Here is a 13,528-nt window from a genome sequence, read left to right as displayed (position 1 = left end):
GAGGGCGGAACAGAGAACCCAAGCGTTCTAACCTGCGCCCAGACGCTCAGGAGCAAACATGCTGGTAAAGCACACCATCACGCTCTATGCGCTTCATCTGCTGCAGCAGCGGCTTTTTCTGCGCATCAAGCGGCAGCAGCTCGGCGGTGGTGCAGTTGAGCAAATGGGGCTGATGACTGACCCGATCAACATGCTGCTTTTCAAAGCGGTACAGGTTGAACGCCACCAGGTTGCTGCCCGCAGCCTCCTCGCGCAGCAGACTTTTGCTGTCGAGCACGGTAAAGGCCGTGGTCATTGGCCGGAAGAACGTCCACGGCCGCCAGAACACCTCGCCTGACTCACTGGATACCAGCACGGACTCCGCCGGCTGACGCTGTAGCTGATGCTCGAACCAGGAGTACTCGTAGTAAATCTGATAGCTCAGCATGCCCAAGCCGCCAAGCGCGGGGATGATCCACTTCGGCAAACGATTGCCCGTCAGTTTGCGCAGCAGCATGGCAATACCCGCCGCCCCCAAGCCCGCAACCCCGATGGCAAGTAGTGTCCACAACATTGACTGACTCCCGAAATAAAACGGGCCTCACAAAGAGGCCCGCTGATAAAACCCTGATCAGCATTGATCAGGCTTGATTATGCTCAGTGGCTCAACGCGCCACCAGCACCTTTGGGAGTACGTACGCTTTCCACCAGGTCTTGAATCTCTTGAGGCGGGGCCACAGTAGAGAGGGACACGGCGTAGGCAACCGCGAAGTTGATCACCGCACCCACAGTACCGATGGACAGCGGCGAGATGCCAAAGATCCAGTTATCCGGGGTGTTAGCGAAGGTCGCAGTGCCCGGAATAAAGAACCAGCCCAGGTACAGGAAGATGTAAACGACGGTGAACACCAGGCCTACCAGCATGCCGGCAATCGCGCCCTTATCGTTTACCCGCTTGGAGAAGATCCCCATCATCAACGCCGGGAATAGCGTGGCCGCAGCAATACCGAAGGCCAATGCCACCACCTGCGCCGCAAAGCCGGGCGGATTAAGCCCCAACCAAGTCGCTAACAGGATCGCCACCGCCATGGAAATCCGCGCAGCGCGCATTTCCCCCTTCTCACTGATTTTTGGATTGATCATGTTCTTGATCAGGTCATGACTCACTGCCGAAGAGATGGCCAGCAACAGACCCGCCGCCGTCGACAATGCAGCCGCAATTGCACCCGCTGCGATCAAGCCAATTACCCAGCTCGGCAGGTTGGCAATTTCCGGGTTAGCCAGTACCAGAATATCGTTGTTAACAGTCAGCTCATTGCCCTTCCAGCCACGTGCTTCAGCAGTCGGAGTAAAGGCTGGGGAGGCATCGTTATACAGCTGAATACGGCCGTCGCTGTTCTTATCTTCCCACTTGATCAAGCCAGTCGTTTCCCAGGTTTTTACCCAGTCCGGACGTTCTTCATAGGCCAGCGCTGGCGCAGCATCACCCTGCGGGTAAACGGTGGTCAGCAGGTTCAGGCGAGCCATGGATGCCACGGCAGGCGCAGTGAGATACAGCATGGAAATGAAGATCAGGGTCCAACCAGCCGACCAACGCGCATCAGCCACTTTCGGCACTGTGAAGAAGCGAATGATTACGTGCGGCAGACCAGCCGTACCAATCATCAGCGACAGGGTGAACAGCACCATATTCAACTTGCTGCTGATATCCCCGGTGTAAGAGGTGAAGCCCAACCCCATAACCACTTCATTGAGCTTCTGCAGCAGCGGCACACCTGACTCAGTGTGCTCGCTGAACATGCCGAACATCGGAATCGGGTTGCCCGTCAGTTGCAGGGAGATGAACACCGCCGGAATGGTGTAGGCAATGATCAGCACCACGTACTGAGCCACCTGGGTGTAGGTGATGCCCTTCATGCCGCCGAACACCGCGTAGCAGAACACCACGCCAGCTGCGATCCAGATACCGGTGGAGTTACTTACTTCGAGGAAGCGCGAGAACGCCACACCGGCACCGGCCATTTGGCCGATTACGTAGGTGACGCAGATGATGATCAAGCACACCACGGCAGCCAGGCGTGCGCCGTTGCTGTAGAAGCGATCGCCGATGAAGTCTGGCACGGTGAACTTACCGAACTTGCGCAGGTAAGGCGCCAGCAGCATAGCCAGCAGCACATAACCGCCGGTCCAGCCCATCAGGAAGGTGGAATTGGCATAACCGCCGGCAGCGATCAGCCCCGCCATGGAAATAAAGGAAGCGGCCGACATCCAGTCAGCCGCAGTGGCCATGCCGTTGGTGACGGGGTGAACACCACCGCCGGCGACATAGAACTCTTTGGTCGAGCCGGCACGGGCCCAGATGGCGATGCCGAAATAGAGCACGAAGGAAGCGCCCACAAACAGCATATTGATTACAAACTGGCTCATGGGTTATTCCTCGACACCGAATTGTTTATCGAGTTTGTTCATTCTCCACGCATAGAAGAAAATGACCCCGACAAAGGTGATGATCGAACCTTGCTGGGCGAACCAGAAACCAAGGTCGGTACCACCAACAGAAATGCCTGCCAGCATGGGTCGAAGCAGTATGGCGAAGCCGTATGACACCAGTGCCCAGACAATCAGGCTCCACGTGATCAGCCGAACATTCGCCTTCCAATACGCTGCAGCGTTAGCTTTTTCAGAAGTCATAAACTCCTCCGGTTATTGTTATTCTCGTACAGCCTCAAGCTAGCAGTAGGACACCACAAGCCGACAGATAGACATTGGTATTAGCTGCCAGGCACCTCGCTGAATTTTTATATTTCTCCTTAATTAACAGTCACCTTGCTCCAAATTACGGTACCCCAGCGGGCCACCACACCACCTTGGTCTAACACCCTGCGCAGTGCGGCCTGCCAATACCTGCGCACAACAGCTCCGTACGCGGTACCTCAGACAAAGCGACAGGCGCATTTAACCGCTCGGAGATGGCCGCGGCCGGGTAAGCGTAGCAGCTGAAAAAACAGGGATTAATGCAAGCCCTGATCGTTGGGCCGCGTCGCCGCCTGCACCGCTCGCACAGGCTGAAGTCGACAAAACAATATGACGCCGTCAAATCGGCCTTAAAACAGGCAGTTCTACCCGACACGATTTATTGCAGTGCGCAGAACATTATCCCGATTATTAACCCGCACCCCTGCCGTTAAAAACTCAAGGCTGTGCCGCGTAGATAAAACGCGCTTTCGTACAGGGCGCCTACGGTCTAAAACAAACCGCTGAACACTAATGGCTCGCACCGCACTAAAACAGCCCCTCTATCGCCGCGCGAAACTAAAACACATAGTCCTCGCACAACCGGCAGCACGCCCCGAGCCCGCCAGGCAGCGGGCTTGCTTATATTCCTAGATGCATTATGGTAGCGGCCATAGACTGCTGACTGACAATAAAACAATCTGTTTACTGCGCCTTTAAATAACCACTGACCTACCGACATAAAACGCCGAGAACGCCTAACTTCTTGCATTGCATCGGTAATAGCTGATTATTCATTAAACTCTTAGGCACAATAAAACATTATTAACTTAGCAACCCCACCCAACACCGAAGCCCGCTTATTTAACCCACTAATAAACACCCATACTCGTCTGTTTATTCAACCGGTTTAATCCGGACTTGTTGCGTCTAGGAGACACCATGACGTTGCATACACGCAAAGCCCTGTTAAAAAACGCCCGCGTCTGTTTGATTGGTCCGCGTGACCTGACAGCGCTAATCGGCAAACTTGATCGCATCGAGCGCTTACGCTCGACCGGCCACCTGGCTCAGGTGGCCAGCATCGGCAGTACGCTGAAGCTACTCGACCTAGAGGCCGACAGCATGGCCGAACTGACGTTGGTGGCAAGCAGCCAAAGCAGCCCGGAGATCCATGAGGTTTCAATTTTTTCGCCACTCGGTAGCGCGCTACTTGGCGCGGTATCAGGCGAAGTCATTTCCTTGCAAAACTACGCAAGAGGCTGTCGGTACTTGGTGATCAACGTGGCGGACTCAGACGCAGAGACCGCCTAACCAGCCCTCTCAACGCCACGCCTGCAGGCACTGCAGCTCGTTTCAGCGGCCATCCGGCTTATCGCTTGGCCGCTGCACAGGCGCTATCGGCTGATAGGGACGAGCCTGCCAAGCGCGCGCACTCGGGCGCGGAAACAACCGAGCAATCTGCACGGCCAACTGCGCACCAAGCCGCGCGTCCTCACGCAGCCCAACATAGCCGCTCACCGTGCATACCACAGGCGAAAAAAGCCAATAGCCAGCAGCAGTGCGACCTGCCCCAGCGCCGTACACAAACTCAAAAACGATTGCACGGCACGACTCTGAGCGGCGTTGACCAGCCCGGTTAGGCCCTCCCAGAACGCCTCCGGCAACAGCAGCAGACTCAACTGCGCCAGCGGCTGACCGGTTAGCTGCAGGCCTTTGATCAGGTCAAACTGGCCACAGAACATCAAACCCAATAGCACTGCTATGGCCACCGCCAGGCCCAAGGCGAAACAGGCGGAAAACTGAATGAATAAACGCATTGTGTTTGCCTCTCCAAGACGGGCGCAGCCTGAGCGGCGCCCTGGCTAATCAAAGGCTGCTAGCCGGACTGGCTTTACCCACGCCATACCAGTCGAGTTTGCGCGTCAGCACCATCACCCCGGTCAGCACAGCAAACACCAGGACCGAGCCCATCAGCAGGGCGTAACCCTCAGCCCCGAGCAGACCGAACAACATGCCGTAGAGCAGCGCCAACAGCGCGCCGAAACCCGCGCCGCGCAGGGCGCTGTGCAACACGTAGCTGACGTAGAAGCCAATCAACAGCACACAGGCCGTCGCGGCAATGCCATAGGCCAAGGCAAAACTCAGGTGCTCGGACAGCGACAACAACAGCAGGTAAAACAGCGCCAGGGACATGCCCACCAGGGCGTATTGCACTGGGTGCACGGCCATGCGTTTGAGCACTTCAAAGAGGAAGAACACGGCGAAGGTCAGGCCGATAAACAACAGCGCGTATTTGATCGCCCGTTCGGTTTTCAGGTACTGGTCCACCGGGTCGACAAAGCTCACGCCAAAGTGGCGAGTGGTCAGCGCCTTGCAGCTGTCACCCCGCACACAATTGGCCAACGCTTCTTCCAGGTTGGTGGCGAAGAAACTGGTCTGCCACTGCGCCTGGAAACCCTTGGCTGTGATTTCTCGGCTGCTCGGCAGGTATTCACCGATAAAGCTCGGATGCGGCCAACTCGATGTCAATTTAACCCGGCTATCACGGCCCACCGGGGTGATGCTCAGTTGCTCGGTGCCCTGCAGTTTCAGGTCAAAGGCAAACTCCAGGCTTTGCCCGCCTTGGGTATTCAGCGCCGGCAACGGTGCATGCACACCGGCACCGAAACGCTCATCGGCACTGCCAGGGGCAAAGCTCAGGTTTGTGCCGTTGAAACGCAATTGCAGGTCATTGCTGATGCCGCGAATGTCGCTGATGCCGACAGAGAGGAAGGGCCGGTCGAACTGGTACAGCGCCAGATCATCCCCCAACCCAAGCCGAACCGGCAGCTTGAAGGCGCCACTGATCTGGTTGTCGCTGCGGTACAGCAAAGCCTTGTAGATGCCACGCGCACGCTCTTCAGTGCTGACCGTACCGTTGAGCACAAAACGCTCCGGCAGGAAGTACAAGCGGCCTCGACTCTTCTGCTCTTCTAAGTAACGCTCGCCGGTCTTGGCGTGAGTTTTCCACTGATTCCACACCTTGGTGTAAGGCATGACCAGAATTGGCCCGGTGAGCTGTTGCCGATAACTGGAGCTGCGGGCGATATCCTGCAGTACCTGAGCACGCTGGTGCTGCCGCTCGCCCACTAGCCCGCCGATCATCAGCAACGGTATCAGCAACAACACGATCAATAAGGCGATAGCGCCCAGCTTGAAACCCAGAATGCGGTTCATGGTGCAACTCTCCGATACGGTTTAGGTAGACGGAGTCTGGGCAACATGCATGGTGGCTGTATGGAGGACAGATGGAGAGTGTGTGGAGATGCACGGCGAATAGACAGCGCTGCGGTATGTACGTAGCGTGCCACTGATTGCCCATTAGGGATGACGGTTGGCGGTGGCGGCAAGCCGCGCTTTATCGATTAACACTGATGCAGCCATCAGCACCTAAGCCAAGGACAGCCTATGAAAAAGCTCGCGCTACCGCTGATCACCCTCCTGACGTTCAGCGCCTACACCCTCTATGTGATGCTGCATGCGCAGCAGTCGCTGCTGCAGTTCGGTATGCAGTTGATGTCCAGCCCTGACACGGCCCAGATAGTCATCGACCTTTACATACTCGCGGCGCTGGCCTGCGTTTGGATGTACCGCGACGGCCGTGCACGGGGCAAATCACTGGCCTACCTGCTGCCATTCTTTGCCCTGACTGCACTGTTTGTCTCTGTCGGCCCACTGCTCTATCTGGTGCTCAGGGCTTTGCAAGGGGATAAGCCGGTTGTTCAAGCGGTGACCTCAGCGAAGGTCACCCAATAAACAACCACACCTGCTCAGCGTCGGACCGGGCTTACTCGCCGCGAATATATTGTTCCAGCTGCTGAATCAGGCTGGCTTGTTCGGCGATGGTGGTTTTGACCAAGTCACCAATCGACAACAGGCCGATGAGTTCGCCTTCAGCCAATACCGGCAAGTGGCGTAAATGGCGGTCGGTCATAAGCTGCATGCAATGCTGCGAAGTGTCGCGCGGGCTAACCGTTAAGACATCTGCTGTCATAATTTCGCTGATCGAAATGTCGGCCGCAGAGCGCTCCAACAGCACGACTTTACGCGCGTAGTCACGCTCGCTGACGATGCCGGCCAGGCGGCCCTTGTCCAACACCACCAGCGCACCGATGCCTTTTTCGGCCATCAGTTTGATCGCTTCGAGTACCGAAGTGGTCGGGGTGACGCTATAAACCGCGGCCTGCGGCTTGGCACGGAGTATCTCGGCGACTGTGATCATGCAGTGGCTCCTGCTCAGTTTCTTCTTAGACATTATGGATAGTGCGCGGACTGGCACTCGTCGCCAACCCAACGACTTGATCAGAGCATCTGCCCGAACTCAACGCAACCATTGGCAACCTGCAAAGACAGCGCCAGGCGAACCGCTCAGTCACCCACGAAACGCGGTAATCGCACACACACCTCGACGCCGCCTTGGGCATTGCAAATCTGCAATGCGCCGCCATGCAGTTGCATCACCTCCTCCACAAAGTTCAGCCCCAGGCCGGTGCTCTTGCGCCCGTTATTGGGGCGCGGCAGTGAGTAGAAACGTTCGCTCAGGCGCGCCATGGCGTAGTCGGGGATGGGCTCGCCCTGGTTGAATAGGCGCATTTCAATCTGCTCTCCACGCGCCTGCGCATTAAAGCGGATCAGGCCACCAGGGGGCGTGAAGTCCAGGGCGTTATCGAGCAGATTAGCCAACGCCTGACGCAGCAGAAACGCCTCACCGCAAACACTGAGCGCGGGCTCAATCAGGTTCTCAATTTGTAATCCGCCGGCCTCAATGCGCGCCATCTGCGCCTGCAATAACGCGTCGATCAGTGACCGCAGCGGCACGTCCACCTGCTCTTCCAAGCCTTGCCTTTGCTCGACCTGGGCCAGGTGCAGCAGGCGCTCAATCAGTTGCTGCATACGCGCACTCTCCTGCTCGATATTGGCCACGAAGCGCTGGCGTTGTGCAGCCGGCATTTCGCCGTCGAGTAATTCCGCCGCGCCGCGAATCGCCGCCAGCGGGCTTTTCAGTTCGTGGGTCAGCGTGTGCACATAGCGCTCGACATAGGCCTTGCCTTCCAGCTCGGTGCGCATGTGCTCGATAGCCTCGGCCAGTTGCGCCAGCTCGCCACCGCGCACGCTGGGTAACTCGGCACGCTGCCCCGCACTGACCGCCTGGGCGTAGCGGGTGAGCTTGCGCAGCGCGGCGCTGAGCCACCAGGACAGCAACGCACCAATCAATAAACCGAGCACGATCAGCCCGCCGCCGAGCCAGGCTAGGCGCTGCTCGGAACGTTCGATATATGGCTGCAGGGTGCGATTGGGTTTGGCCACCGAGACCACGCCGATAATCTGCGCGCCATCCATGATCGGTGCGGCCACGTACATCACCGAGGACTCCGGGTCGTTCGGGTCTTCCTTGGTCGAACGCGCGCCGTATTCGCCGCGCAGAGTCAGCAGCACATCGTTCCAGCGTGAGTAATCCTGGCCCACCGCTGCACCCGATGAGTCGAGCAACACAACGCCCTTGGCATCGGTGACATAGATGCGGTGATTGACCTGGGTTTTCTCTACGCCCCAGATCTGCGCGCGCGGCTGGCGCTGACCGTAGGCCTGTAACACCTGCGGTAAACGGCTCTGTTGCAGGCGGCCGGCCTTGACCTCATCGCGCAAAATCTCCGCCAGCAGGTTGGCGGTATCGACCAGGGTCTCCTCGGTGGACTGACGCACGCCGGGGCGGATTTCGTCCATCACCGTGCTCAGGACAAACCAGCCGGCCAGGCCGACAAACAGGAAATACACCAGAAAGATGCGGATCCCTAAGGGCATCAGGCGTGCCTCGGCGAGTAGCTGTAACCCAGGCCGCGATGAGTTTGGATTGGCTCCGCCGCGGCGCTCACCTGGCGCAGCTTGGCGCGCAGGCTTTTGATATGGCTGTCGATACTGCGCTCGTAGCCGGCATCGGCGGCGACACCCAGACCATCGAGCAGTTGCTCACGGGAGAACACCCGTTCGGGTTGCGCCAGCAGGCTTTGCAGTAAGCGGAACTCGTGACGAGTCAGGCTGAGTAACTGACGGTGGTAGTGGATCTGCACCCGCCCGCTGTCGAGCTGGAACGGCCCGTCGACCGGGCTCGCTGCGGGCACTTCACGCGGAACCATACGCTTGAGGATGGCTTTGACCCGCGCCGCCACTTCCCGCGGGCTAAACGGTTTGACCACGTAATCGTCGGCCCCGATTTCCAGGCCCACCACACGGTCGATCTCCTCACTGCGCGCCGTGAGAAAAATCACCGGCACCTCGGAGAAACGCCGCAGGCGCTTGCAGGCCTCAAAGCCGCTGATATCCGGCAGGCCAACATCGAGAATCAACAGATCCGCCGGATTGCGCTGCTGTTCGGCCAGGGCGTGCTCGGCCAGGCTTAACCAGGTGGTGGTAAAACCTTCGCTCTGCAGAGCGAAGATCAAGGTGTCGGCGATCGCGGCTTCGTCTTCGACAATCAGAATGTGCGGCATGGCGTCCTGCTCGTGGCAACTCGGCGAGGAGCCTGCGACAGCCAGCCGATAGCGTCAAGGTCGGGCGCGGAGCCGGTGGAAAAGCTGCGCGTTGTCCACCCTACACCTGCTCCTATAAATAGGCCGCAGCCTAAGCACCTATTAAAGATCTCGCGAGCTAGAGTCTGTTTTTAACGCAGCAGGGCCGACGCGCAGCAGATCGCAGACAGATCCTCAATCGAGCTTGAAGCGCGCGGTGTTCTGCGCCAGCACCTGACTCCCCTGGCGCAGCTCTTCGGCCGCGTGACTCACCGCTTGCGCACCTTCAAGCAAGGCACTGGCGGCCTGATCGACCTGCTGAATATTACCGCTGACCTCATCGGCCGTAGCCGCCTGCTGCTCGGCAGCCGTGGCGATTTGTGCCAGCCGGTCGGTCACCAACTGCACCGACTCGACAATGGCGTTCAGGTCTTCGCCCATGGCCAGCACGCTGCCCACATCCCCCTCGGCCTGACGCACAGCTTCCTCCATCTGGGTAACCGACTGGCCGACCACGCGGTGCAGGTTGGCTACCGTTTCGGCAATTTCCGCGGTGGAGTTTTGCGTGCGTTGCGACAGCGAACGCACTTCATCAGCGACCACCGCAAAACCGCGCCCCTGCTCACCGGCCCGCGCGGCTTCGATGGCCGCGTTTAGCGCCAGCAGATTGGTTTGCTCGGCAATGCCCTTGATCACATCCACCACGCGGGTGATCTGTTCGGTTTGCGTGCGCAGTTGCTGCAAGGTGGTGGCGCTGTCGCCCAGACGGCTGCTGAGCTGGCGCATGCTCTGGCTGGTGCGGTTGCTGCGCTGGTTACTTTGGCTGGCGATCTCACGGGTTTGATTGGCCTCCACCGCAGCTTGCTCGCAACTTTGCGCCACGCTTTGTGCGGTGGCGGCCATTTGCGTAGCGGCGGCGGCAATCTGGCTCATTTGCGCCTGTTGTTGCTCGACCGACGCCAACGCATTGCGCGCTTCGCCATTAAGCGCCTGCACCGTACCGCCTAACTGTTGGCTCTGCTGGTTAACCCCCTGCATGGAGCCACGTAACTGCTCAACGGCGGCATTCAGGGCCATGGCGATGCTGGCCAGATCGTCCGCGCCATGCACCTGCATGCGCACACGTAGATCACCGTCGCGCAGCCCCTCAGCGGCCTGGATGATGCTGGCCGTGCTGCGACGGATAGAGGCATTCAGGCAGAACAACACATACAGCGCCAGCACACTCAGCAGGCTGAATACACCGACGACCTCAAGCATGGCGACCTGAGCCTTCTGCCGATAATAGCCGAGGCTGCCAGCAAACTGCTGGTACAACGCGGCCTGCAAACCAAGCAGCTGACCCTGCAGGGTTTCGATGCGCTGCACGAACTGCTCTGGGGTCAGGGCCATCGGGCTGGCTTCAAACATGTCGCGGTCGATACCCGCGAGGAAGGCCTCATACCCCTGCAACGCTTCATCATAAGGGCCTTGCAGCTGCTGCATTGCGCGCGGCGCTTCGAGGCCAAGGGTCGATTGCGCCTTGAGCAACTGACTGCGCGACTCATCCAGGCTGCGCCGCAGGTCACGGATCAGTACGCGGCTCTGCAGGGTGAAATGCTGCGACACCACCGCGCCATAACCCTGGCTGGCAAAACTGCCCAGCTGTTCGAGCAGACGCGGCAGGGTGTAGGTCAGCTGCTCCATCATCAGGTAGGTGTCGAGCTGCGGGTCGAGGATCAAGCCACTGTCGGTGGCCACCTGCTCGCGCAGGGCAAGCAGGCCCAACAGGTTCTTTTGGTAACGCTCGAGGGCATCCGGCAGGGCTACTTTACCCAGCACATCAAGGCTCAAATCAGCCATCCCGGCGTTGAGGGTCTGCAAATGCTGGCGAGCCTGGTCACTCAGTAGCGCTGATTGGAGTGGTTGCTCCAGGGCCTGCAAGGCAGACCCTAGGTCCGCCTCACGCTCACGCAACAAAGCTTCGGCGGCTTTCTCGGTACCCTTCCAGCGCGACAGCAAGGTGCGCTGCTGAATCAATGCGTGTTGTACGCCGGCCATGACCTGCAGGGCGCTGCTGCCTTCGAGCTCATGGTCAATGGCGTTGAGCCGATCCAGGTTATTGCTAATGATGACCCACAGTGAAAACCCCAACGGCAGAGCAAACAACACAAACACCAGCTGAAATTTACGCGCGAAGCTGAAACGTTCCAGCAGCCGCACGCCCGGTTTGAGTACTCCAGTCATACACACCTCAACCTGTGAAGCGCGCCAACTACAAGGGCGCGCCAAAGCAAAACCTCAAGCAAGAAGCACGCCCAAGCAGCGCATCTGCCGGTGTTGATGGACATGAGCAACGGTGAGTGGCGCATGGCGCGAGCACGGCAGGCCGCCGACTCGGCGAACGCGGTTAATTGGCAATACCGCTCCAGAGCTCGTCGACATGGCGAAAACCCCACGTTTCAGCGGTCTCACGACCGACGATCTTGTCGCGCCCGCTCAACTTGCTCAGGTCGAGAACTTCCTGGGGAATCGGGATTTTTGCTTTAGCCGAAAAGAACACTTTGACCTTGGGTGCGAGCAGGGATTTAGCCTGCTGCTCAATGACCACACCAATGCGCCCGCTTTCCAGGCGCACCAGCGAGCCCACCGGGTAGATGCCCACGGTTTTGACAAACGCCTGAAACACCACAGGGTCAAAGTGGCCTTTCCACTCGGCCATTTTGCGGATTGATTCAGCCGGGTCCCAGCCTTGCTTATAGGGCCGATTGGAGGTGATGGCGTCATAGACATCGCACACGGCGCCCATGCGCGCATACAGACTGATTTGCTCACCGACCAGACGATGCGGATAGCCGCTACCGTCCATTTTCTCGTGGTGGTGCAGGCACACGTCCAGCACCAGCGCACTAACCTGCTTGCTCTCAAGCAGCATGCGCGAGCCGGCCTCGGGGTGATCGCGCACCGTGGCAAATTCATCATCGGTAAGCTTGCCCGGCTTATTCAGCACGGTATTGGGAATCGCCATTTTGCCGATGTCATGCAACAAGCCGGCAAGCCCTGCTTCACGCACCTGCCCTTCGTTAAGGCCTAAATTGCGCGCCAGGGCGATCATCAGTGCACAAACGGCCACCGAGTGCATATAGGTGTATTCATCGGCGTTTTTCAGCCGCGCCAGGCTGATCAACGCATTGGGGTGACGCAGGACCGATTCGGAGATTTCCTCGACCAACTCGCCGGCCTGCCCAAAGTGCAGCGCCTGACCCATGCGCGCATCGCTAAACATGCTAATAACCGCTGCCTTGGAGCGGGCGCAGAGTTTGACCGCACGCTGCACCTCGTCCTCCATCGACATTGCCAGGCTGACGACGGGGGCCTGCACGGCCGCTAGCAATTTCGCCTCGGCTTGGGCTTCCACCTCTTCGGGGCTCACGCTGGGGACGCCGGCGTCGACATCCAGCCCCTTGCTGACATCGATCCACAACTCGCCAATGCTACTGACCTTGATCCGCTGCAGGTCTTTTTCCGATTTGAGCAAAAATTTGGATTTCCAAAATGGGTGGTCCATCCATGCGCCACAAAACTCATGGATATACATACCGATACGCACGTCGGCTACAGCAATGCGCTTCAACATGGATTGCCTCAGGTGAAAAAATCAATACCGCATAAACAGAGTAGATGATCGCGAGGACTGTATTGGTATGACCTTAGGCAGTCGATGGCAATAAGACATCAGTCGCGGACAAGCCCCCTGTCGACGGCGGCCTGATTTCTTGCCACCTGCCATCTACCACAATATCTTTTATGTGCTTTTAGCCGAATATAACGACCCATTCACGCACAATTACGCCAAAACCTCACGCTGCGAGCATCACCTTGATGCACTCGCGCGCGCCCTACTAAAGCGCCAAGCCCTTCCTTGAGCGCAAAAACGCATAATTTCAGTTCATTCCGAGCAAAACACCGCACTCAATCGCACGCTGCCTGCAGCAAATCGGCCTTCATTCAGAGCGACTCAACCACGACCCTGCGGCTGGTTTTTTATTGCCCGATCACACACTTTTTGGCTGCCGCCAGTAACGACTTTTTTGTTTTAGACTGAACAGTCAAACAACAAAAACAACTTAAAAAGGCCTTCGTTCAAAAAAAATTACAGCTTTTTGCGATTGCCGCGCAGCCCCCTAACCACCTTACCTGCGGCCGATTCAAAGACTACGCGCCACGGCTGGCGCGGCCTCCAGCCTTGCCCAAGGCAGCGAAACATCTGTTATGGTTTTTATAGGCAG

At 58.2% G+C, this 13,528-nt stretch carries 13 protein-coding genes; 3 read left to right on the top strand and 10 right to left on the bottom strand.

Translation table 11 applies throughout. The features are described 5' to 3' along the window. Positions 1-46: 46 nt before the first annotated feature. From ACEPAJ_RS05450 to ACEPAJ_RS05440, 3 genes are all read right to left on the bottom strand, one after another. Positions 47-553, bottom strand: a complete 507-nt coding sequence (locus ACEPAJ_RS05450; protein WP_425913991.1) for a hypothetical protein — start codon at positions 551-553, stop codon at positions 47-49. 83 nt (positions 554-636) lie between these two features. Beyond that, complete coding sequence (locus tag ACEPAJ_RS05445; RefSeq protein ID WP_425913990.1) at positions 637-2,406, bottom strand: sodium:solute symporter family protein; 1,770 nt, start codon at positions 2,404-2,406, stop codon at positions 637-639. A 3-nt stretch (positions 2,407-2,409) separates the two neighbouring features. Beyond that, positions 2,410-2,670, bottom strand: a complete 261-nt coding sequence (locus ACEPAJ_RS05440; protein WP_425913988.1) for a DUF4212 domain-containing protein — start codon at positions 2,668-2,670, stop codon at positions 2,410-2,412. Positions 2,671-2,993: 323 nt separating this feature from the next. Here ACEPAJ_RS05440 and ACEPAJ_RS05435 point away from each other — a divergent pair, with 323 nt between their 5' ends. Beyond that, positions 2,994-3,167 (top strand): hypothetical protein, encoded by a 174-nt coding sequence (locus ACEPAJ_RS05435; protein ID WP_425913987.1) that lies wholly within the window; start codon positions 2,994-2,996, stop codon positions 3,165-3,167. A 487-nt stretch (positions 3,168-3,654) separates the two neighbouring features. Beyond that, positions 3,655-4,026 carry a GreA/GreB family elongation factor gene (locus tag ACEPAJ_RS05430; RefSeq protein WP_425913986.1) on the top strand — a complete coding sequence of 124 codons (372 nt, stop codon included), beginning with the start codon at positions 3,655-3,657 and terminating at the stop codon, positions 4,024-4,026. Positions 4,027-4,229: 203 nt separating this feature from the next. Here ACEPAJ_RS05430 and ACEPAJ_RS05425 read toward each other — a convergent pair whose 3' ends face one another. Both ACEPAJ_RS05425 and creD read right to left on the bottom strand, forming a co-directional pair. Beyond that, positions 4,230-4,532: a hypothetical protein gene (locus ACEPAJ_RS05425; RefSeq protein ID WP_425913984.1), complete on the bottom strand. Its 303-nt coding sequence runs from the start codon at positions 4,530-4,532 to the stop codon at positions 4,230-4,232. 49 nt (positions 4,533-4,581) lie between these two features. Continuing rightward, entirely contained in the window at positions 4,582-5,931 is a 1,350-nt protein-coding gene (creD, locus tag ACEPAJ_RS05420; RefSeq protein ID WP_425913982.1) for a cell envelope integrity protein CreD, read from the bottom strand. Positions 5,932-6,162: 231 nt separating this feature from the next. On the opposite strand from creD, the gene ACEPAJ_RS05415 reads away from it, so the two are divergent. Further along, the gene (locus ACEPAJ_RS05415) at positions 6,163-6,510 is read left to right on the top strand and encodes a DUF2834 domain-containing protein (RefSeq protein ID WP_425913980.1); all 348 of its coding nucleotides are present in this window, start codon (positions 6,163-6,165) and stop codon (positions 6,508-6,510) included. Positions 6,511-6,541: 31 nt separating this feature from the next. On the opposite strand, the gene ACEPAJ_RS05410 is transcribed toward ACEPAJ_RS05415, so the two are convergent. From ACEPAJ_RS05410 to ACEPAJ_RS05390, 5 genes are all read right to left on the bottom strand, one after another. Next, positions 6,542-6,976 carry a CBS domain-containing protein gene (locus tag ACEPAJ_RS05410; RefSeq protein ID WP_425913979.1) on the bottom strand — a complete coding sequence of 145 codons (435 nt, stop codon included), beginning with the start codon at positions 6,974-6,976 and terminating at the stop codon, positions 6,542-6,544. 146 nt (positions 6,977-7,122) lie between these two features. Beyond that, positions 7,123-8,556 carry a two-component system sensor histidine kinase CreC gene (gene creC, locus ACEPAJ_RS05405; protein WP_425913977.1) on the bottom strand — a complete coding sequence of 478 codons (1,434 nt, stop codon included), beginning with the start codon at positions 8,554-8,556 and terminating at the stop codon, positions 7,123-7,125. Further along, entirely contained in the window at positions 8,556-9,242 is a 687-nt protein-coding gene (creB, locus tag ACEPAJ_RS05400) for a two-component system response regulator CreB (RefSeq protein ID WP_425913976.1), read from the bottom strand. The genes creC and creB overlap by 1 nt, the downstream gene beginning before the upstream one ends. Positions 9,243-9,455: 213 nt before the next feature. After that, complete coding sequence (locus ACEPAJ_RS05395; RefSeq protein WP_425917951.1) at positions 9,456-10,163, bottom strand: methyl-accepting chemotaxis protein; 708 nt, start codon at positions 10,161-10,163, stop codon at positions 9,456-9,458. 1,486 nt (positions 10,164-11,649) lie between these two features. After that, entirely contained in the window at positions 11,650-12,876 is a 1,227-nt protein-coding gene (locus ACEPAJ_RS05390; RefSeq protein WP_425913975.1) for an HD-GYP domain-containing protein, read from the bottom strand. Positions 12,877-13,528 lie beyond the last annotated feature (652 nt).

This window comes from Pseudomonas sp. GWSMS-1 (assembly GCF_049847425.1).
In the GTDB taxonomy this organism is placed as follows: Bacteria; Pseudomonadota; Gammaproteobacteria; order Pseudomonadales; family Pseudomonadaceae; genus Aquipseudomonas.
Note: the sequence above shows the minus strand (reverse complement) of the source record. Positions and strands in the feature narration are given on the sequence as shown.